The 18325-nt window shown below is 60.5% G+C and carries 17 protein-coding genes and 2 pseudogenes; 12 read left to right on the top strand and 7 right to left on the bottom strand.

The genetic code is table 11. The features are described from left to right. Nucleotides 1-96: 96 nt before the first annotated feature. The 4 genes and pseudogenes from AC30D7_RS18275 to AC30D7_RS18260 all read right to left on the bottom strand — a co-directional run bounded on the left by AC30D7_RS18275 (nucleotide 97) and on the right by AC30D7_RS18260 (nucleotide 2664). Entirely contained in the window at nucleotides 97-828 is a 732-nt protein-coding gene (locus AC30D7_RS18275) for a methyl-accepting chemotaxis protein (protein ID WP_490135035.1), read from the bottom strand. 132 nt (nucleotides 829-960) lie between these two features. After that, nucleotides 961-1989: pseudogene (locus AC30D7_RS18270) on the bottom strand (HAMP domain-containing protein); the annotation flags it as partial. Between the two features lie 145 nt (nucleotides 1990-2134). Continuing rightward, on the bottom strand, nucleotides 2135-2437 hold the full coding sequence (locus AC30D7_RS18265; RefSeq protein WP_490134991.1) for a cell division protein ZapA: 303 nt from the start codon (nucleotides 2435-2437) through the stop codon (nucleotides 2135-2137). Continuing rightward, the gene (locus AC30D7_RS18260; RefSeq protein ID WP_007936756.1) at nucleotides 2434-2664 is read right to left on the bottom strand and encodes a hypothetical protein; all 231 of its coding nucleotides are present in this window, start codon (nucleotides 2662-2664) and stop codon (nucleotides 2434-2436) included. Before AC30D7_RS18260 ends, AC30D7_RS18265 begins: the two co-directional genes overlap by 4 nt. Nucleotides 2665-2833: 169 nt before the next feature. Here AC30D7_RS18260 and AC30D7_RS18255 point away from each other — a divergent pair. The 5 genes and pseudogenes from AC30D7_RS18255 to selO all read left to right on the top strand — a co-directional run. After that, nucleotides 2834-3709 (top strand): annotated as a pseudogene (locus AC30D7_RS18255) (MCP four helix bundle domain-containing protein); the annotation flags it as partial. Next, complete coding sequence (locus tag AC30D7_RS18250) at nucleotides 3692-4564, top strand: methyl-accepting chemotaxis protein (protein ID WP_371916747.1); 873 nt, start codon at nucleotides 3692-3694, stop codon at nucleotides 4562-4564. The pseudogene AC30D7_RS18255 and the gene AC30D7_RS18250, both read left to right, overlap by 18 nt. Before the next feature lie 258 nt (nucleotides 4565-4822). Then, nucleotides 4823-6565, top strand: a complete 1743-nt coding sequence (locus AC30D7_RS18245; RefSeq protein WP_490134990.1) for a potassium/proton antiporter — start codon at nucleotides 4823-4825, stop codon at nucleotides 6563-6565. 34 nt (nucleotides 6566-6599) lie between these two features. Continuing rightward, nucleotides 6600-9950 (top strand): mechanosensitive channel MscK, encoded by a 3351-nt coding sequence (gene mscK, locus AC30D7_RS18240; RefSeq protein ID WP_490134989.1) that lies wholly within the window; start codon nucleotides 6600-6602, stop codon nucleotides 9948-9950. A 48-nt stretch (nucleotides 9951-9998) separates the two neighbouring features. After that, nucleotides 9999-11462: a protein adenylyltransferase SelO gene (selO, locus tag AC30D7_RS18235; protein WP_490134988.1), complete on the top strand. Its 1464-nt coding sequence runs from the start codon at nucleotides 9999-10001 to the stop codon at nucleotides 11460-11462. Nucleotides 11463-11468: 6 nt separating this feature from the next. On the opposite strand, the gene AC30D7_RS18230 is transcribed toward selO, so the two are convergent. Both AC30D7_RS18230 and AC30D7_RS18225 read right to left on the bottom strand, forming a co-directional pair. Further along, complete coding sequence (locus tag AC30D7_RS18230) at nucleotides 11469-11870, bottom strand: helix-turn-helix domain-containing protein (protein WP_018928582.1); 402 nt, start codon at nucleotides 11868-11870, stop codon at nucleotides 11469-11471. Continuing rightward, nucleotides 11867-12163 (bottom strand): type II toxin-antitoxin system HigB family toxin, encoded by a 297-nt coding sequence (locus AC30D7_RS18225; RefSeq protein ID WP_305410894.1) that lies wholly within the window; start codon nucleotides 12161-12163, stop codon nucleotides 11867-11869. The genes AC30D7_RS18230 and AC30D7_RS18225 overlap by 4 nt, the downstream gene beginning before the upstream one ends. Nucleotides 12164-12358: 195 nt before the next feature. Between AC30D7_RS18225 and trxC the strand changes: the two genes are divergently transcribed. Then, a complete protein-coding gene (gene trxC / locus AC30D7_RS18220) occupies nucleotides 12359-12793 on the top strand; it encodes a thioredoxin TrxC (protein ID WP_490134987.1) in 435 nt (144 codons plus the stop codon). Between the two features lie 7 nt (nucleotides 12794-12800). On the opposite strand, the gene AC30D7_RS18215 is transcribed toward trxC, so the two are convergent. Next, nucleotides 12801-13571, bottom strand: coding sequence for a ParA family protein (locus AC30D7_RS18215; protein ID WP_490134986.1), 771 nt, complete (start codon nucleotides 13569-13571; stop codon nucleotides 12801-12803). Nucleotides 13572-13927: 356 nt separating this feature from the next. On the opposite strand from AC30D7_RS18215, the gene AC30D7_RS18210 reads away from it, so the two are divergent. From AC30D7_RS18210 to AC30D7_RS18185, 6 genes are read left to right on the top strand one after another with little or no spacing between them, the layout of a single operon-like run. Further along, the gene (locus AC30D7_RS18210) at nucleotides 13928-14653 is read left to right on the top strand and encodes a beta-ketoacyl synthase chain length factor (protein WP_490134985.1); all 726 of its coding nucleotides are present in this window, start codon (nucleotides 13928-13930) and stop codon (nucleotides 14651-14653) included. Next, the gene (locus AC30D7_RS18205; RefSeq protein ID WP_490134984.1) at nucleotides 14629-15441 is read left to right on the top strand and encodes a lysophospholipid acyltransferase family protein; all 813 of its coding nucleotides are present in this window, start codon (nucleotides 14629-14631) and stop codon (nucleotides 15439-15441) included. The genes AC30D7_RS18210 and AC30D7_RS18205 overlap by 25 nt, the downstream gene beginning before the upstream one ends. Continuing rightward, nucleotides 15419-15694: a phosphopantetheine-binding protein gene (locus tag AC30D7_RS18200; protein ID WP_490134983.1), complete on the top strand. Its 276-nt coding sequence runs from the start codon at nucleotides 15419-15421 to the stop codon at nucleotides 15692-15694. Before AC30D7_RS18205 ends, AC30D7_RS18200 begins: the two co-directional genes overlap by 23 nt. Before the next feature lie 9 nt (nucleotides 15695-15703). After that, complete coding sequence (locus AC30D7_RS18195; protein WP_490134982.1) at nucleotides 15704-15958, top strand: acyl carrier protein; 255 nt, start codon at nucleotides 15704-15706, stop codon at nucleotides 15956-15958. Then, the gene (locus AC30D7_RS18190) at nucleotides 15955-16500 is read left to right on the top strand and encodes a COG4648 family protein (RefSeq protein WP_490134981.1); all 546 of its coding nucleotides are present in this window, start codon (nucleotides 15955-15957) and stop codon (nucleotides 16498-16500) included. The genes AC30D7_RS18195 and AC30D7_RS18190 overlap by 4 nt, the downstream gene beginning before the upstream one ends. Continuing rightward, nucleotides 16497-18179 carry an ApeI family dehydratase gene (locus tag AC30D7_RS18185; protein WP_490134980.1) on the top strand — a complete coding sequence of 561 codons (1683 nt, stop codon included), beginning with the start codon at nucleotides 16497-16499 and terminating at the stop codon, nucleotides 18177-18179. The genes AC30D7_RS18190 and AC30D7_RS18185 overlap by 4 nt, the downstream gene beginning before the upstream one ends. Nucleotides 18180-18325: the final 146 nt, after the last annotated feature.

The following is an 18325-nucleotide window of genomic DNA, read 5'->3' as shown; positions in this document are numbered from 1 at the left end:
CGCTCCGCGTGGGAATGCCTCAGGGGACGCTCCGCGTTCCAATGGGACGCGGAGCGTCCCGGGCTGCATTCCCACGCGGAGCGTGGGAACGATCGGTTAGGTGAGTTTGAAACTGCCCATCTGCCGCGCCAAATCATCGGCCAGGCGCTGCAACGTCTGACAGTCTTCACGACAAGCCCTGACCTCCCCCGCCGTCGCCCGCGCCAAATCGGAAATCCCCTGCACGTTGCGGTTGATCTCTTCCGTCACCGCCGATTGCTCTTCCGTCGCTGTGGCCACCTGATGGTTCATGTCGCTGATGTGCTCGACCTGCCCGGTAATCGCCGTCAACGACACCCCGGTGCGCTGGCTTGACTCAACCCCCGTGCCGGTCGCCGCTTGCCCGGCGTGCATAGAAGACACTGCATGCTCCGCGCCCTGCTTGAGGCTGCCGATCATCTGCTGAATTTCGTCGGTGGACGACTGCGTCCGTCGCGCCAGGGTCCGCACTTCATCGGCCACCACCGCAAAGCCGCGCCCCATGTCCCCGGCCCGCGCCGCTTCGATGGCGGCGTTGAGCGCGAGCAAATTGGTCTGCTCGGAAATCCCGCGAATCACCGCCAGCACTTGATCGATGGACGCCACCTGTTGGGCCAACTCACCCACCGCTCCGGCGGCGACGCCAATTTCGTCAGACATACTTTCTATATGCCGAATCGACCCACCCACCACTTCCCGCGCCTGCAGCGCTTCATCCCGCGCGGTTTGCGAAGCGACCGCCGCATTGCCGGCGTTCTGGGCGATTTCCTGCACGGTCAGCCCCATCTCATGAACGGCTGTGGCAACCATGTCGGTCATTTCCTGCTGACGTCCGGAACGTTCAGCGGTGTTTTCCACCACCCGCGCCACCTGGCCGACCGCCGTGCGCAAACGCTCACTGGTGGCCAGCACTTCGCCGATCATCTCGCGCTGACTTTCCAGGAACCGATTGAAGCCGCGAGCCAGGTCACCCAGCTCATCGGCGCGGCTTGAATCTAACCTGTGGGTCAAATCTCCACCACCGCTACCGATGGCAACCAACGCCGCTGTTACCTGACGAATCGGTCGCACCAATCCACGAGCCAGCAACACCACCAATAAAAGACAAACCAACGCCACCGCCAGACCAATGCCGCCGCTCATCCACATCGCCCGGCGAGCTTCGGCGTAGATCTGCGACTGCGGCACTTCGGCCACCAGGGTCCAGCCCAGCTCACGCAGCGGCAGGCTCAAGGCCAGAAACTCTTCGCCATCGCGGGTAAAACTGCTGCTGCCAGACGCGGTGGAGGTCATCACCGCTTGCGCCGCCGAGGCACCGATTTGTTCGACCAGCGTGCGTTTGCCGCTGAACTGCGCCTCGGGGTGAACCTGGATCAACCCGTCGGAGCGCACCAGATAGACCTTGCCGCGCTCACCGAAGTTGAAGTTGTGGATCAGCTCCGACAGCTCTTTCATGCTCAGGCCCAGCCCGGCGACGCCCACGACTTTGTCGGCCTGTTCGACCTTGAGGTCGATGAACAGCGCCAACTCGCCGGTGGCGGTGTCATTGTCGATATTGAGGGTGCGCGGTTGATTGCTGTCGAGGAACGAATAGAACCAGGCGTCATTGGGATTGGAGCGGCTTAGCGTACGGTCCAGGCCCTTTTCGGTGAAGTAATGGTTTGAAGCGGTGCCGATGATCAACGCGGTAAAGGCTTTGTGCTCGGTCCGGATGCCTTCCAGGTAACTGACGAAGGCCGCGGTCTGGGCAGTGTTTTCGCCTCCGGCCAACCAGTCGCGCACCATGCTGTTACTGGCGATGTCCTTGGCGGCGGTGAGGGGTTGAACGAGGATGCGCTCGATGTCGTTGCGCATCGCTTCGATGCTCGACGGCAACGCCTGCTCGACCAGATAGCGCTGGGCGAGGCGGTTGACCACGAGGGTATAAATGCCAACCACGATCAGAATACTGACCAGCAGGGCAGTGCCCATGCTCAGGATCAACTGCCATTGAATACTGCGTCGCCAGAACTGCATGGAGCACCCCCAAAGAATAAGAGGCTGAAACACTGCAACAGCCATGCCGATTGTATACAACCCAAGCGACAAATTATTCCTTGGTTGTGCGCAAAGCCGATCAGGCCTGATTGATCGTCTTGGCGATCACTTCAACCGTGGCGCTGACTTGCTCTTGGTAACGGTCGAGTTCCTGCTGGTGACGCTTTTGCATTTCGATCTGCTGCGAGCACAGATTCATCGCCGCCAACACCAGCAAGCGGTCACCGATCAGCGTCGGGTATTTCTTTTTGGTCTCGGCCAGGGCGGCTTTCAACATTAATGCGGCGTCCAGCAGGGTCTGCTCTTCCCCGGCCGGCGCCTTGATTGAATAGTCATCACCCAGAATCGAGACGACTTTTACCCCTGCGGCGCCGTAACTCATGCGCTGACAGGGCCGGCGCTGACGCGCTCAACCAAGGCCTGAATGCGTGCAACGGTGGCGCCTTGCTTCTCTTCCTGTTCCATCAGGCTCAGTTGCAGGCTTTCGTTTTCATCCTTGACCTGGGCCAGTTCCGCACTCAGGGATTGGTTGGTGCCGAGCAAAGTCTGGTTCTGCTGTACCAGGTCGCTGACCAGTTGTTCCAATTGACTTAGGGATGCTTCCAACATTTTGATTTCCGGGCGTTTTCAAGGGGCGCGTACGATAAAGAAAAGTCACCGTGGATGCCAGGCTTATGCAGGCGCAAGGCCTTGATTTTCCTGGCGGGCGACCTTCCTCGCGAACTTTAAAGACTGTGATTGGCGAATCTGGTTCCTGCACTTCGTCGCCGCGACCTTTATGCGACAAATACGCGCAGCGCCTCAAGACTTTAGTCGTATGACCGATAAGTCATCCATACAACAGTCTCAGCCTCGCACGGAGGCGCTTTTTTCGGTGAACACCATGTCCCTAAGAAATATGAATATCGCACCGCGGGCGTTCCTCGGTTTCACCCTGATTGGCGCCATGATGCTGATCCTGGGGGTGTTCGCCCTGAACCAGATGAGCAAGATTCGCGGCGCCGCCGAGGAGATCACCTCAAACAGCGTACCGAGCATTAAAAGCCTCGACGAATTCACTCAGCTGACCCTGCGCCTGCGTGTGCTGGCCTATCGTCTGCTCGTGAATCGTGAGCCGGACGTCCAGCAGAAAACCATCGAGCTGCTGGAAACCCGAAACCAGCAGATCCGAGCGGCTCAGGCATCCTACGAAAAGTTGATAGCCAGCCCACAGGAACGTGCAGCCTATGATCAGTATGTGCAGTTGCTGGGGCAGTACCGCCAGATCGAAGACCGGATGAAGAGCCTGTCGCGCAACAATCAGATCGACGAACAGCGCACACTGGTCAATACCGATTTGCTGAACAACTCTGAAGCCATGAACACCGTGCTCAATCGCTTGCTGGAGATCAACACCCAGCAGACCATCGACACCAACCAGCAAGCCGCCGACCAGTATTCTTCGGCCTTCAACCTGGTGGTGACCCTGCTGGTCATCGCCACCGGCCTGACCCTGCTGTTCGCCTGGCTGCTGACCAACAGCATCACCAAACCGATCGCCAACGCCCTGAGCGCCGCCGAAGAAATCGCCGAAGGCAATCTGACGCGCCCGATCACGGTCGATGGCGAAGATGAAGCCGGTCGTCTATTGGCCGCCATGGCGAAGATGCAGGACAAACTGCGCGACACCCTGCAACGGATTTCCGGTTCGGCCACCCAACTGGCGTCCGCAGCGGAAGAACTGAACAGTGTCACCGACGAAAGCGCCCGCGGCCTGACCCAGCAAAACAACGAAATCGAACAGGCCGCCACCGCCGTCAACGAAATGACCAGCGCCGTGGAAGAAGTCGCGCGCAATGCCGTGAGCACTTCCGAAGCCTCGAAAAACGCCACCACTTCGGCGGGCGATGGTCGTGACCTGGTGCAGGAAACCGTCAGCGCCATCGAACGCATGAGCGCCGACGTGCAGAGCACCGCCACTCTGATCGGCGATCTGGCCAACGAGTCGCGAGACATCGGCAAAGTGCTGGACGTGATTCGCGGCCTGGCTGACCAGACCAACCTGTTGGCGTTGAACGCCGCCATCGAAGCGGCCCGTGCCGGTGAAGCCGGTCGTGGTTTTGCGGTGGTTGCCGACGAAGTGCGCGCCCTGGCCCATCGCACCCAGCAGTCGACCAGCGAAATCGAACGCATGATCGGCAGCATTCAGAGTGGCACCGAACACGCCGTGGACTCGATGCGCAACAGCACCGAGCGCGCCGAATCGACCTTGAACATCGCGCGTGGTGCCGGCCTGTCGCTGGATACCATCAACAGCGCCATCGTCGAAATCAACGAGCGCAACCTGGTGATCGCCAGCGCTGCCGAAGAACAGGCGCAAGTGGCCCGTGAAGTGGACCGCAATCTGGTGAACATTCGTGACCTGTCGGTGCAATCGGCTACCGGTGCCAACCAGACGAGTGCGGCCAGCAACGAACTGTCGCGCCTGGCGCTGGACCTGAACAACATGGTTGGGCGGTTTAGCCTGTAACGGCCGCTCCCTGTGGCGAGGGAGCTTGCTCCCGCTCGGCTGCGAAGCAGTCGCAATTGACCCACGCGTTGAACCTGGCGCACCGCAGCGCCGGTTTGGGGGTCGCTACGCGGCCCAGCGGGGGCAAGCCCCCTCGCCACAGGGGATGATTGCCGTCAAAAGCTTTTTGACAGCATCACATTTCAACAGGTTAGAATCGCTGGCACGCGGACTGCATGGTCAGTTTGCGCCCGCCTTTATGCTTCTGGAGTACTGCCTTTGAATGCGACAACCATCAACAGCCTGTTCTTGATCGGCGCGTTGCTGGTAGGTGCGAGCATTCTGGTGAGCTCACTTTCATCGCGCCTCGGGATCCCGATTCTGGTGATCATCCTCGCGGTGGGCATGTCGGCCGGTGTCGACGGCGCCGGCATTATTTTCGATAACTACCCCACCGCTTATCTGGTCGGCAACCTCGCCCTGGCGGTGATCCTGCTCGACGGCGGCTTGCGCACCCGGGTGGCGAGTTTTCGCGTGGCGTTGTGGCCGGCGCTGTCGCTGGCCACGGTCGGGGTGTTGATCACCACCGGCCTGACCGGCATGGCGGCGGCGTGGTTGTTCGACCTGAACCTGATTCAGGGCCTGCTGATCGGCGCCATCGTCGGCTCCACCGATGCCGCTGCCGTGTTCTCGCTGCTCGGCGGCAAAGGCCTCAACGAACGGGTGACCGCCAGCCTGGAGATCGAATCCGGTAGCAACGACCCGATGGCAGTGTTTCTCACCGTCACCCTGATCGACATGCTCGCCAGCGGCCAGACCGGCCTGCACTGGAGCCTGCTCGGGCACTTGCTGCGTGAGTTCGGTATCGGCGGCGTCATCGGTCTCGGCGGTGGTTGGCTGATGCTGCAACTGGTCAACCGCATCCACCTGGCCACCGGCCTTTATCCGATTCTGGTCATTGCCGGCGGCCTGGTGGTGTTTGCCCTGACCAACGCCCTGCACGGCAGTGGCTTTTTGGCGGTGTACCTGTGCGGCCTGGTGATCGGCAACCGCCCGGTGCGCAGCCGTCACGGCATTTTGCATATGCTCGACGGCATGGCCTGGCTGGCCCAGATCGGCATGTTCCTGGTGCTGGGGCTGCTGGTCACGCCTCATGACCTGCTGCCGATTGCTTTGCCGGCGCTGGGCCTGGCGCTGTGGATGATTCTGTTTGCCCGTCCGCTGTCGGTGCTGGCTGGCCTGCTGCCTTTCAAGGCATTCCATGGACGCGAGAAAGCATTCATTTCCTGGGTTGGCCTGCGTGGCGCCGTACCGATCATTCTGGCGGTGTTCCCGTTGATGGCGGGGCTGCCCAACGCTCAGCTGTATTTCAATCTGGCGTTCTTTATCGTGCTGGTGTCGCTGTTGGTGCAGGGCACGAGCCTGCCGTGGGTTGCCAGGCTTTTGAAAGTGACCGTCCCGCCGGAACCCCTCCCGATTTCCCGATCGGCGCTGGAAGTGCATGTCACCAGCGAGTGGGAGCTGTTCGTGTATCGCCTCGGTGCCGAGAAATGGTGCATCGGTTCACCCCTTCGCGAACTGAAAATGCCCGAAGGCACACGTATCGCGGCCCTGTTTCGTGGCCAGCAACTGCTCCATCCGTCGGGTAGTACGGTGCTCGAAGTTGATGATTTGCTCTGCGTGATCGGCCATGAACACAACCTTCCGGCCCTCGGAAAACTCTTCAGCCAGGCACCGCAACGGGGGCTGGATTTGCGCTTCTTCGGCGACTTCGTACTCGAAGGAGACGCCCAGCTGGGCGCGGTTGCTGCCCTGTACGGGTTGAAAGTCGAGGGCATCGATCCGAACATGTCCCTGGGCCACTTCATTGCCCAGAAAGTGGGCGGCGCTCCAGTCGTCGGTGACCAGGTGGAGTGGAACAACACCCTCTGGACCGTCGCGGTCATGGAAGGGAACAAGATTGGGAAAGTGGGCGTCAGATTCCCCGAAGGAAGTCGCCCCGGCCCCGGCCTGTTCCTCTAAACTCCACACTTCGCCTCGTTTTCGATCGGTCTCTATGTCAACTCTGCGTACCTTTTTCATCATGGCCCTGCTGGGCTTGAGTCTTTCCATCAACACGCTGCAAGCCGCCGAGCCGCCGTCCAGCGAAGCCGTGCAAGCGAGCCTGGACAAGATCGCCGACCGCAAACTGCCGGAGGCCGATCAGAAAGCCCTGCAAGCGGTTCTGCAGAGCACGCTCACCCAGCTCAACAACCGGCGTGATTACGACCAGAAACTGATCGACCTCAAGCAGCAGTTGGCCAACGCACCAAGACAGAACATCGAGAACCAGCGCGAACTGACCCGCCTCAAGGCCACCAAAGTGGTACCAGTGGGGCAACGCTATACCAAAGAGACGATTCAGCAGCTTGAGCAACTGCTGACCGAGCGCTCCACTCAGCAAAGCGATCTGCAGAAGGCCCTGGCCGAAGCGAACAGCCTGATCATTACCGCCCAGACCCGCCCCGAGCGCGCTCAGGCCGAGATTTCTGCCAGCCAGACCCGCATCCAGCAGATCAACAACATCCTCAAACTTGGCAAGGACAGCGGCAAGACCCTGACCGCCGAGCAACGCGATCAACTCAATGCCGAACTCGCGGCACTGAACGCCTTGATCCCGTTGCGTCGCCAGGAACTGGCCGGCAACAGCCTGTTGCAGGACTTGGGCAACAGCCAGCACGACTTGCTGTCGGAGAAATCCGATCGCCTGGATCAGGAGATCCAGGACCTGCAAACCCTGATCAACCAGAAACGCCTGGCCCAGTCGCAAGAGACCGTGACCCAGCAGTCCATCGAGGCGCAGAAGGCCGGTGGCAGTAGCCTGCTGGCCACAGAAAGCGCGGCCAACCTGAAGCTCTCCGACTACTTGCTCAAAAGCACCGACCGCCTCAACGAAGTCACCCAACAGAACCTGCAGACCAAGCAGCAGCTGGACAGCGTGACCCAGAGCGATTCGGCGCTGGACGAACAGATCAACGTGCTCAAGGGCAGCCTGCTGCTCTCCAAGATTCTCTACAAACAGAAACAGTCTCTGCCGCGTCTCAGGCTCGACCGCGATCTGGCCGACCAGATTGCCGACATTCGCCTGTATCAATTCGAAGTCAGCCAGCAACGGGAACTGCTCAGCAACCCGATCACCTACGTCGATAACCTGCTGGCGACTCAACCACCCGAGCAGGTCACCCCGCAACTGCGCAAGAGCCTGCTGGACCTGGCCAACACCCGCGCGGACCTGTTGGAGCGCTTGAATCGCGAACTGAGCGCGGTGCTCAACGAATCCATCACGCTGCAACTCAATCAGAAACAACTGCTCAGCACCGCGCAAAATCTGCGGGCTACGCTGGACGAGCAGATGTTCTGGATTCCCAGCAACAAGCCGCTGGATCTTGAGTGGATACACAGCGTACCGGAACGCCTGCAACGCCAGGTCACGACCCTGCCATGGGCCTCGAGCCTGAGCGAATTGACCGATGGCCTGACGCAACGACCGCTACTGTTCCTGCCGCTGGCCTTGCTGATCGGCGCGCTGCTGTGGCGCCGCAAAAATCTCTATGCCCGTCTGAACAAAGTTCACCAGGACATCGGCCATTTCAAACGCGACAGTCAGTGGCATACCCCGCAAGCGATTCTGATCAACATCCTGCTGGCGATGCCGGTTTCACTAGGCCTGGCGTTGTGCGGCCTGGCCTTGCAGATCGACGCCCGCGGGCAGAACGCCAATATGGGCGCGGCGCTGTTGCAGATGGCCCAGGCCTGGCTGGTGTTCTACACCGCCTACCGCATCCTCGCACCGGGTGGCGTGGCCGAACTGCATTTTCGCTGGGAAAAACCCCAGGTCGAATTCCTTCAAGGCTGGATTCGCCGGCTCGGGCTGGTGGTGATGGCTCTGGTGACCGTGGTGGCGGTCGCCGAACTGCAACCGGCGACGCTGGCTGATGACGTGCTCGGCATGCCGGTGGTACTGACCTGCTACGCCTTGATGGCCTGGCTGCTCAGCCGGCTATTGGTCAGCAGCCCGACCCACGAAAACGCCTCGCTGTTCCGCAAGGCCGTGGGAGTCATGTTCACCGTCCTGCCGATCGCGTTGTTCGTCGCGGTGTGCTTCGGCTACTACTACACCGCGCTGAAACTCAGCGACCGGTTGATCAACACCCTGTACCTCTTGATGTTCTGGCTGGTGATCGAAGCCACCTTCGTGCGCGGCCTCAGCGTTGCGGCACGCCGCCTGGCCTATCAGCGCGCCCTGGCCAAACGCCAGGCTGCGAAAGAGGCTGGCGACGGCGAAGCGGTGATCGAAGAGCCGACCCTGGACATCGAGAAGGTCAACGAGCAGTCCCTGCGACTGATCCGCCTGGCCCTGCTCGGCGGTTTCATCGCGGCGCTGTACTGGGTCTGGTCAGACCTGATCTCGGTGTTCTCGTACCTGGACAACATCACCCTCTACGAATACACCAGCGGCACCGGCGCCAACATGAGCATGGTGCCGATCAGCATCGGCGACATGCTTGGCGCGCTGATCATCATCGGCATCACCTTCGCGCTGGCGCGCAACTTGCCGGGTCTGCTGGAAGTGTTTGTGCTGTCCAAGCTCAACCTGGCCCAGGGCAGTTCCTACGCCACGACCACGTTGCTGTCCTATGTGATCGCCGGTGTCGGTTTCGTCTCGACCCTGTCCACGCTCGGCGTGAGCTGGGACAAGTTGCAATGGCTGGTGGCGGCGCTGTCGGTGGGTCTCGGTTTCGGGATGCAGGAAATCTTCGCCAACTTCATCTCCGGCATCATGATCCTGTTCGAACGCCCGGTGCGGATCGGCGACACCATCACCATCGGCAACCTGTCGGGCACCGTGAGCAAGATCCGCATCCGTGCCACGACCATCACCGACTTTGACCGCAAGGACATCATCGTCCCGAACAAGACGTTCATCACCGGGCAACTGATCAACTGGTCGCTGACCGACACCATCACCCGAGTGACCCTCAAGCTCGGCGTCGACTACGGCTCGGACCTGGACCTGGTCAAAGAGCTGCTGCTCAAGGCAGCCCGCAATAACCCGCGCGTGCTGAAGGACCCGGAACCCCAGGTGTACTTCCTGAACTTCGGCGAAAGCACCCTCGACCACGAGTTGCGCATGCATGTGCGTGACCTCGGTGACCGCAACCCGGTGCTCGATGAGGTCAACCGCTTCATCAATCGCGAGTTCAAGAAGCAGCACATCAACATCTCGTTCCGGCAGATGGAGGTCTATCTCAAGAACCTTCAGGGCCAGGAGTACAAGATGGTGCCGATCGAACCGGAAGCCAAAACCGTTGTTCCGGCACCCACCAGCAAACCGCGGCAAGAGCCGCCGCCTGTCGAACTCGACTAAGCGCGCTATCCCTAGCAGAATGCTCGGACATTCTGCTGGAGATGGCCGTTGAAAGCCCTCGACGAACTGACCTTCGACAATCGCTTCGCCCGCCTGGGCGATGCGTTCTCAACCCACGTCCTGCCCGAGCCCATTGCGGCTCCGCGACTGGTGGTCGCCAGCCCCGCCGCCATGGCGCTGCTGGACCTGGACCCGGCCGAGGCCGAAACGCCAGTGTTCGCCGAGCTGTTCGGCGGCCACAAGCTGTGGGCTGAAGCCGAGCCGCGGGCGATGGTCTATTCCGGGCATCAATTCGGCTCCTACAACCCGCAGTTGGGCGACGGGCGCGGCCTGTTGCTGGGCGAGGTCTATAACGAAGCCGGCGAGCATTGGGACCTGCACCTCAAGGGTGCCGGTCAGACGCCTTACTCACGCATGGGCGATGGACGGGCGGTGCTGCGCTCCTCGATCCGCGAGTTCCTTGCCTCCGAAGCCCTGCATGCCCTGAACATCCCCACCACGCGCGCACTGTGCGTGATCGGCTCCGACACGCCGGTCTGGCGCGAGAAACAGGAACGCGCGGCCATGGTCCTGCGCCTGTCGCCGAGCCATGTGCGTTTCGGGCACTTCGAATTTTTCTACTACACCAAACGCCCCGAGCAGCAGAAAGAGCTCGGCGAGCACGTGCTGGCCATGCACTTCCCACCCTGCCTGGAACAGCCGGAACCGTATCTGGCGATGTTCCGCGAAATCGTCGAGCGTAATGCCGAACTGATCGCCAAATGGCAGGCCTATGGGTTCTGCCACGGCGTGATGAACACCGACAACATGTCGATCCTCGGCATCACCTTCGACTTCGGCCCGTTCGCCTTCCTCGACGACTTCGACGCCCACTTCATCTGCAACCACTCCGATGACCAGGGCCGCTACTCCTTCAGCAACCAGGTACCGATTGGCCAGTGGAACCTCAGCGCCCTCGCCCAGGCCCTGACACCGTTCATCAGCGTCGAAGCCCTGCGCGAGACCCTCGGCCTGTACCTGCCACTGTTCCAGGCTCACTACCTGGACCTGATGCGCCGCCGCCTCGGCCTTACTACCGCTGAAAACGACGACCAGAAACTGCTGGAGCAGCTGCTGCAACTGATGCAGAACAGCGGTGTCGATTACAGCCTGTTCTTCCGCCGCCTGGGCGATGAATCACCCGAACTGGCCGTCGCCCGCCTGCGTGATGACTTCGTCGACATCAAGGGCTTCGATGCCTGGGGTGAGCGCTACATCGCCCGGGTTGCCCGTGAAGGTGAAGCTGATCAGGCGCTGCGCCGCGAACGGATGCATGCGGTGAATCCGCTGTACATCCTGCGCAATTACCTGGCGCAGAAAGCCATCGATGCGGCGGAAAGCGGCGACTATTCAGAAGTTCGTCGACTGCACGCGGTACTGAGCAATCCGTTCGAGGAGCAGCCGGGGATGGAGAGCTACGCCGAGCGGCCACCGGAATGGGGCAAGCATCTGGAGATCAGTTGTTCGTCGTGAGGCTTGTCAGATAAAGGTCTCTACGGACACACCAAAGCGCTCGGCCAACCAGCGAACCTGCCGCAGGTTGAGCTGGCGCTTGCCGCTTAAGATCTCCGAGACTACCGATTGTGTGCCCACACCGGGCAGTTCGCTCTGGCTCAGGCCGTGTTCGCGCATCATATAGCCAAGAACCTCTGCACCAGAGGCTTCGCGCATGGGGTGATGATTGCGATCCCACTCCGCAATCCAGTCACCGATGATGTCCACCAAGCTCATCAACGGATGCGACTCATCATCGCCGGTCATCTCAAGCAATTCATCGAGTGCCCGCGCCAACATGTCATAGTCGTCTTCGTTTTTCGGTTTTCGAAGCAATGGCGAGACGAACTCCCAATGCTCAGCAGCTTTTTTGATTAGAACACTCATACCCTTCCCTCCTTCCATTTACCTCGCTCATATTCGCTGTGATCCAGCACATGCTTGATATACAGCTTTTGAGACCGATACCTGACAAAAGCGATTAGCCGCAATTTGTTGCCACCGATATCGAACACATGAAACTCGCCGACTTTGTCGGTTGCGGGAAAAATAGACTTCATCGCCGCGAAGTCTCCCGGGTTACTCCCTTTGGCGAGTCGATACCACTGCTCCAATGCATTGGCTGCCCGCGGCCACTTTTCCTTGGCCTCACGGATCGGTTTTTCGGTGAACACATGCATGCAACATCCTTATCGCATTCTGCTATGGGGAGTTAATCACAGATCCAAAATATCGCAAGTTGCGATATTTCTCAGCAGACCAACGGTCTCGCTCAGTACGATTCAGCCTAGTTTCATCGCTATACGCTGCACGATTGAAAATATGAGCAAACGTCTCCACATAGGAGTGATCGGCTTCTTAACAGGACCTCCCTCATGACCGACCCACTCCTCATCCCCTGCCCCCACTGCAACGGCCTGAACCGCATCCCCGCCGAGCGCCTCAACGATCATCCAAAGTGCGGCCGCTGCAAGGCTGATGTCCTGCTGAACAAGCCGTTCGAATTGAAGCAAGGCGATTACGCCAGTCAGATCAAGGGTGACCTGCCGTTGCTGGTGGATGTGTGGGCGGATTGGTGCGGGCCGTGCAAGTCGTTTGCGCCGGTGTTCGAGCAGGCGGCGGGGCAATTGGCGGGCAAGTGTCGGCTGGCCAAGCTGGACAGCGAGGCGAATCAGCAGTTGTCGGCGCAGTTGGGGATTCGCTCGATCCCGAGCCTGATTCTGTTCAAGAACGGCCGGGAAGTGGCTCGCCAAAGCGGGGCCTTCCCGTTACCGCAGTTGATGAGCTGGTTGCGCAGTCAGGGGATCTGACTGCCTTTCAGGCATTTTCCAACAGGTTGTGCAGTTCGACGAATTGCTGGGTCAGTTTGTGCCGCGGGTCGAGGTGGATCAGCGGCGTGTTGGCTTGATGGGATTCACGCATGCGCACCGAACTGGCCAGGTAAACCGGCAGCACCGGCAACCCTTCGGCGATCAGTTCGTCGAGAATTTGCTGAGGCAGACTGGCGCGGGCCTGGAATTGGTTGACGACGATGCCTTCGACCTCCAGCCCTTCGTTATGGTCGTCCTTCAACTCTTCGATTTCCGCCAGCAGACCATACAGCGCCTGGCGCGAGAAGCTGTCGCAGTCGAAGGGGATCAGCACACGATCAGCGGCAATCAAGGCCGAGACGGCATAGAAGTTCAGCGCTGGCGGGGTGTCGAGGTAGATCCGGTCGTAATCACCGTCCAGCTCCTCGAGCAATTTACGCAGCTTGTTGATCTTGTGTTTGGCCTCAAGCTTGGGCTGCAAGTCTGCCAGCTCGGCGGTGGCAGTGATGACGTGAAGGTTGTCGAACGGAGTTTCGTAGATGTCGACCTGACCTTTCTTCGAGAACGGCCCGGAGGACAGGGTCTGCTTGAAGAAGTCGGCGATACCCATCGGGATATCATCACCGGTGAGCCCCGTCAGGTATTGAGTGGAGTTGGCCTGGGCATCGAGATCCACCAACAGCGTGCGATAGCCTTCGCTGGCGCTGACCGCCGCCAGATTGCAGGCAATACTTGATTTACCCACGCCACCTTTCTGATTGAACACCACGCGCCGCATGTCAAAACCTCCGTGTATCAAAGAATGACCGAGTGTAGTAGTCCACAACACTGCTTAGCTACCTCGCCAGCAACTAGACTACACAGTCATGGGCAAATCTCCGGCCGGAAAAGCTGACAACTCGTCCATCGATAGCCGATACAGCCGACAGACATGTCTGCTGTATTGCAAATAATGGCCAAACGACATCTTTTCGCGAACCGAACGGTACATTTCGCTGCGCAAAATGTAACCAGTATTTGCTACACGCCCGCAGCACCGGGATAATGCGCGCCACTCGGCGTTAAGCGCCACGTCAGGTCAGCTGCGGTTTTTGCGACTCACTGCGCTAAAGGAAGCCCACAGGGGCGAGATGAATGTCTGTGATCAACTTCAACATCGCCCAATGGCGCGCGTGGGCCCCTGGGCTTGAAAGCGTGGATGATTGGCAGGCCTGGAGCCGACAACCGGTCGTGCTCGAGCCCAGCGATGCCGCCCCCGACGTGTCGTTTCTGCCGGCCATGCAGCGCCGGCGACTCAGCCGTCTGGCGCGGATGGCGTTCAGTGTGGGCTGGCCCTTGGCCGATGGTCGCCAGGACCTACCGTTGGTCTTTATTTCTCGCCACGGCGAAACCCCGCGCACCTTCGAAATTCTCAGCGACCTGGCGACCGACCAACCGTTGTCGCCCACCCAGTTCAGCCTGTCGGTGCACAACGCGGTCATCGGTCTTTGGTCGATCATGCGTGGCGAAACCAGCGAAATGACCGCCCTCGCCGCCGCCGGCGATGGCCTTGAACACGGCATGTTAGAGGCCGCGGCGCTGCTTGAGGAAGGCGCGCCCGCGGTACTGCTGATCGTCACCGAAGAGCAACCGCCCGCCGCCTACTCGGCCTGGATCGATGATGTGCCTTTCCCTTATGCAGTCGGCCTGTTGATCACCCCCGGCAATCAGTGGCAGCTGTCGCTGAACAGCACCTCGCAAACGTTGTCCAAAGCCCACTGGCCGCATGCCCTGAATCTGTTACGTACGCTGCTCGGCCAGCAGACTATCTGCCAACATGCCTGGAAAAATCGTGTATGGACCTGGCAACGCAACCCGTAACCGACAAGAACCGCGACGCCTACTACTGGCGTCTGCTGGCCACCGCTGCAAGCTTCACCCTGTTCGGGTTGAGCAGCCTGTGCCTGCGACTGGTGGTGTTCCCGCTGTTGAACTGCCTGCCGGGAGACGCTCAGGTCCATCGTCAGCGTGCGCGACATACGGTCAGCCGGTGTTTCTGGTTTTTCATTCGGTTCATGGCGCGCAGTGGCGTGCTGACCTACGACATTCAGGGGGCGGAGAAGCTCGGACGACCAGGCCAGATGATCGTCGCCAACCACCCCTCACTGATCGATGTGGTGTTTTTGATCGGTCTGGTGCGTCACGCCAATTGCGTGGTCAAGAAAAGCCTCTGGGAAAACCCGTTCACTCGCGGTCCGCTACGCTGTACCGAATACATCAGCAACGATGGCAGCATGGACATGCTCGACGCCGCTGCCGACGCGCTGAAAAGCGGCCAGACTCTCATTATCTTTCCCGAGGGCACCCGGACCCGACCCGGCCAACCGCCGGCCTTTCATCGGGGGGCAGCGGCAATCGCCCTGCGCGGTGCGAGAATCCTCACGCCTGTGATTATCAAGGTCAACCCGAGCACATTGACCAAGGCCGAACCCTGGTATCGGATACCCAAACGCCGCGTGCACTTCAGTTTCCGCGTCGGGGCCGATATAGACCCACAGGCCTTCGCTACGCAAGGCCCTGCACCCCAGGCCTCGCGCAAGCTCAATGACTATTTGCACTCTTACTTTATCAAGGAGCTCGCCGAAGATGAGCGATCAGAACACCGTTAGCCTGATGCTGGAAATCAAAGAGCTGATCATCGAAGCCCTGGGCCTCGAAGACATCAGCGTCGACGACATCGGCGACGACCAGACGCTGTTCGGCGAAGGCCTGGGCCTGGACTCGGTAGACGCGCTGGAACTCGGCCTGGCGATCCAGAAAAAATACGGCATCAAAATCGATGCCGACGCCAAGGACACCCGTAATCACTTCAGCAACGTGGCGAGCCTTGCGGCGTTCGTCACTGCAAAACAGGCAGCTTGAGACCGGACCATGCAAACTCGTGACGACATTTTCAACACCCTGCGCGATGCTCTGGTCGAACTCTTCGAGCTGGACCCCGAGCGCATCAGTCTGCAATCCAACCTGTATCAGGATCTGGAGATTGACAGCATTGATGCGGTCGACCTGATCGATCACATCAAACGCCAGACCGGCAAGAAAATCGCCGCCGAAGAATTCAAATCGGTGCGCACCGTCAGCGACGTAGTCGAGGCGGTCTACCGTCTGGTTCAACCCGCCGCATGAGCCGACTGATCGGCCTTGGCCTGCTGCTGGCAGGCCTGCTGTACCCCTTTGCGGTGTATTTCGGCATGGAACATTTCGCCCCGTGGCAGTTCGGTCTGCTGCTGGGCAGCCTGTGGCTGGCGCGAGCGCTGACCGGCGAACGACGCCCCGGCAGCCTGTGGATGGCCGCGGTCGCCATCGGGTTTTGCCTGCTGCTGGCAGTGTTCGACAGCCCGGTGCTGCTGCGCTGGTATCCGGTGTTGATCAGCGCGTTCATGCTGGTGCTGTTCGGTCTCAGCCTGAAGTACGGCCCGCCGATGGTCGAACGTCTTGCCCGCCTGCGAGAACCGGATTTACCGCCCAGGGCCATTCGCTACACCCGCCAGGTGACCATTGCCTGGAGCGTGTTTTTTCTCTGCAACGGTTTGTGCGCCGCCGCCCTGACCCTTTGGGCGCCGCTGAGCTGGTGGATGTTGTACACCGGCCTGATCTCATACGGATTGATCGGCCTGATGTTCGCCATTGAATGGCTCATACGACAACGGGTACGAGGCCACCCATGAATTGGATAAAACTTGAGCAACTGTTGCTCAAGGCTCAGCCGGAGCGTGCCGTGACGGCCGAACCGGCGTTGAATCACGCGCAATTGTGCAACCGGGCCCTGAGCCTGGCTGCCGGTCTGCAAGCTCAGGGCGTGCAGCGCATCGCCGTGCATCTTGAAGACGCCGCCGACCTGGCCATTGCCCTCCTCGGTGCCTGGCGTGCCGGAGTCAGCGTACTGCTGCCAGCCGACCTGCAAGTGCAGACGCGCCAGCGCTGGTCGACCGAGGTCGATCTGTGGCTGACCGATCAGGCCGACGATGCCCACCTGAGCGATTATCGGCATCCGCCGCTGCCGGCCCACTCGCTGGACCTGGATCGTTGTCAGCTGAGCCTGTGCACCTCCGGTTCCAGCGGTGAACCCAAGCGCATCGACAAAACCCTGCGCCAACTGGCCAATGAAGTCGAAGCGCTGGAGCACTTGTGGGGCGCAGATCTGGGCGAAGCCTGCATCATCGGCAGCGTCGCCACCCAGCACATCTACGGGCTGCTGTTTCGGGTGTTGTGGCCGCTGTGTGCCGGGCGTTCGTTCGTGCGCAAGCAACTGGCTTTCCCCGAAGACTTGCAACGCGCCAGCCGTGAACACCCGGCCTTCGCCTGGGTCGCCAGCCCGGCGCTGCTCAAGCGCATGGGCGACAACCTCGACTGGCCAGCGCTGAGTGCAGTGCGCCGAGTGTTCTCCTCCGGTGGTGCGTTGCCCGCCGAAGCGGCGCAGAGCCTGCACGAACGCCTGCAACAATGGCCGACCGAGATCTTCGGCAGCTCGGAAACCGGCGGCATCGCCTGGCGTCAGGGTCAGAACCTCTGGCAGCCCTTTGCCGGCGTAGAGCTGAGCCAGGACAGCGACGGCGCCCTGCTTATCGCATCGCCATACCTGCCGGCAGGTCATATCGAACACACCGCCGATGCCGCGCGCATCGCCGCCGACGGCCGTTTCGAGTTGCTGGGGCGGCTGGACCGGATCGTCAAACTGGAAGAAAAACGTATCTCGCTACCAATGCTCGAACACGCGCTGATGGCGCACGCCTGGGTCGCCGAAGCGCGCCTGGGCGTGGTTCAGGAAAACCGCGCCTCATTGGGTGCGCTGCTGGTACTCAGCGAGCGAGGCATGCATGCGTTGCGCAATCAGGGTCGACGCAGCCTTACTCAAGCCTTGCGTCAGCATTTGAGTCAGCATTGTGAAACCCTGGCCCTGCCACGACGCTGGCGCCTGTTGCGGCAATTGCCGCTGAACGCGCAAGGCAAACTGCCCCAGGCCGAAGTTGAAGCCTTGCTGCTGGCGCCCCGTCCAAAGGCGCCGCAAGTGCTGGAGCAGATCGAAGTCGATGGCGAGTGGAGCCTGCAACTGGCCGTCCCGCCAGACCTGGCGTACTTCAGCGGGCACTTTCCCCGGGCGCCGGTATTGCCCGGTGTGGTGCAGGTGGAGTGGGCATTGAAACTGGGCCAGCAATTGATGGGCCTGCCGGCAAAATTCGCCGGCATGGAAGTGCTGAAATTCCAGCAACTGGTGCGCCCCGGCGATGAAATCCAGTTGCACCTGCGCTTCGACCCGGCGCGCGGCAAATTGTATTTCGCCTATCGCAACGAAACCGCCACCTGCTCCAGCGGGCGGATTTTGCTGGAGGCTGCCAGCGATGCATAACCTGTGGCGAGGGAGCTTGCTCCCGCTGGGCTGCGAAGCGGCCCCAAAACCATCCGGCGCAGACTTAATGGCGAGCGCTTCGCGCTCGAACGGGAGCAAGCTCCCTCGCCACAGCCAGTCTCTGCACAATCAGGGTTCTGTGGAGG

The sequence above is a fragment of the Pseudomonas sp. DF5 genome, from assembly GCF_058148225.1.
The sequence above is the reverse complement of the archived record's forward strand: the minus strand, read 5'-3'. Positions and strand labels throughout refer to the sequence as shown.

What these genes read in the sequence shown, in the direction of transcription:
- AC30D7_RS18260 (WP_007936756.1), bottom strand. Translation starts at nt 2,664, where the DNA reads ATGTTGGAAGCATCCCTAAGTCAATTGGAACAACTGGTCAGCGACCTG.
- AC30D7_RS18215 (WP_490134986.1), bottom strand. Translation starts at nt 13,571, where the DNA reads ATGCGGCGCGTGGTGTTCAATCAGAAAGGTGGCGTGGGTAAATCAAGT.
- AC30D7_RS18195 (WP_490134982.1), top strand. Translation starts at nt 15,704, where the DNA reads ATGCAAACTCGTGACGACATTTTCAACACCCTGCGCGATGCTCTGGTC.
- AC30D7_RS18205 (WP_490134984.1), top strand. Translation starts at nt 14,629, where the DNA reads ATGGACCTGGCAACGCAACCCGTAACCGACAAGAACCGCGACGCCTAC.
- AC30D7_RS18190 (WP_490134981.1), top strand. Translation starts at nt 15,955, where the DNA reads ATGAGCCGACTGATCGGCCTTGGCCTGCTGCTGGCAGGCCTGCTGTAC.
- AC30D7_RS18230 (WP_018928582.1), bottom strand. Translation starts at nt 11,870, where the DNA reads ATGAGTGTTCTAATCAAAAAAGCTGCTGAGCATTGGGAGTTCGTCTCG.
- AC30D7_RS18185 (WP_490134980.1), top strand. Translation starts at nt 16,497, where the DNA reads ATGAATTGGATAAAACTTGAGCAACTGTTGCTCAAGGCTCAGCCGGAG.
- AC30D7_RS18275 (WP_490135035.1), bottom strand. Translation starts at nt 828, where the DNA reads ATGGTTGCCACAGCCGTTCATGAGATGGGGCTGACCGTGCAGGAAATC.
- AC30D7_RS18265 (WP_490134991.1), bottom strand. Translation starts at nt 2,437, where the DNA reads ATGAGTTACGGCGCCGCAGGGGTAAAAGTCGTCTCGATTCTGGGTGAT.
- mscK (WP_490134989.1), top strand. Translation starts at nt 6,600, where the DNA reads ATGTCAACTCTGCGTACCTTTTTCATCATGGCCCTGCTGGGCTTGAGT.
- AC30D7_RS18225 (WP_305410894.1), bottom strand. Translation starts at nt 12,163, where the DNA reads ATGCATGTGTTCACCGAAAAACCGATCCGTGAGGCCAAGGAAAAGTGG.
- AC30D7_RS18210 (WP_490134985.1), top strand. Translation starts at nt 13,928, where the DNA reads ATGTCTGTGATCAACTTCAACATCGCCCAATGGCGCGCGTGGGCCCCT.
- AC30D7_RS18250 (WP_371916747.1), top strand. Translation starts at nt 3,692, where the DNA reads ATGGCGAAGATGCAGGACAAACTGCGCGACACCCTGCAACGGATTTCC.
- AC30D7_RS18200 (WP_490134983.1), top strand. Translation starts at nt 15,419, where the DNA reads ATGAGCGATCAGAACACCGTTAGCCTGATGCTGGAAATCAAAGAGCTG.
- trxC (WP_490134987.1), top strand. Translation starts at nt 12,359, where the DNA reads ATGACCGACCCACTCCTCATCCCCTGCCCCCACTGCAACGGCCTGAAC.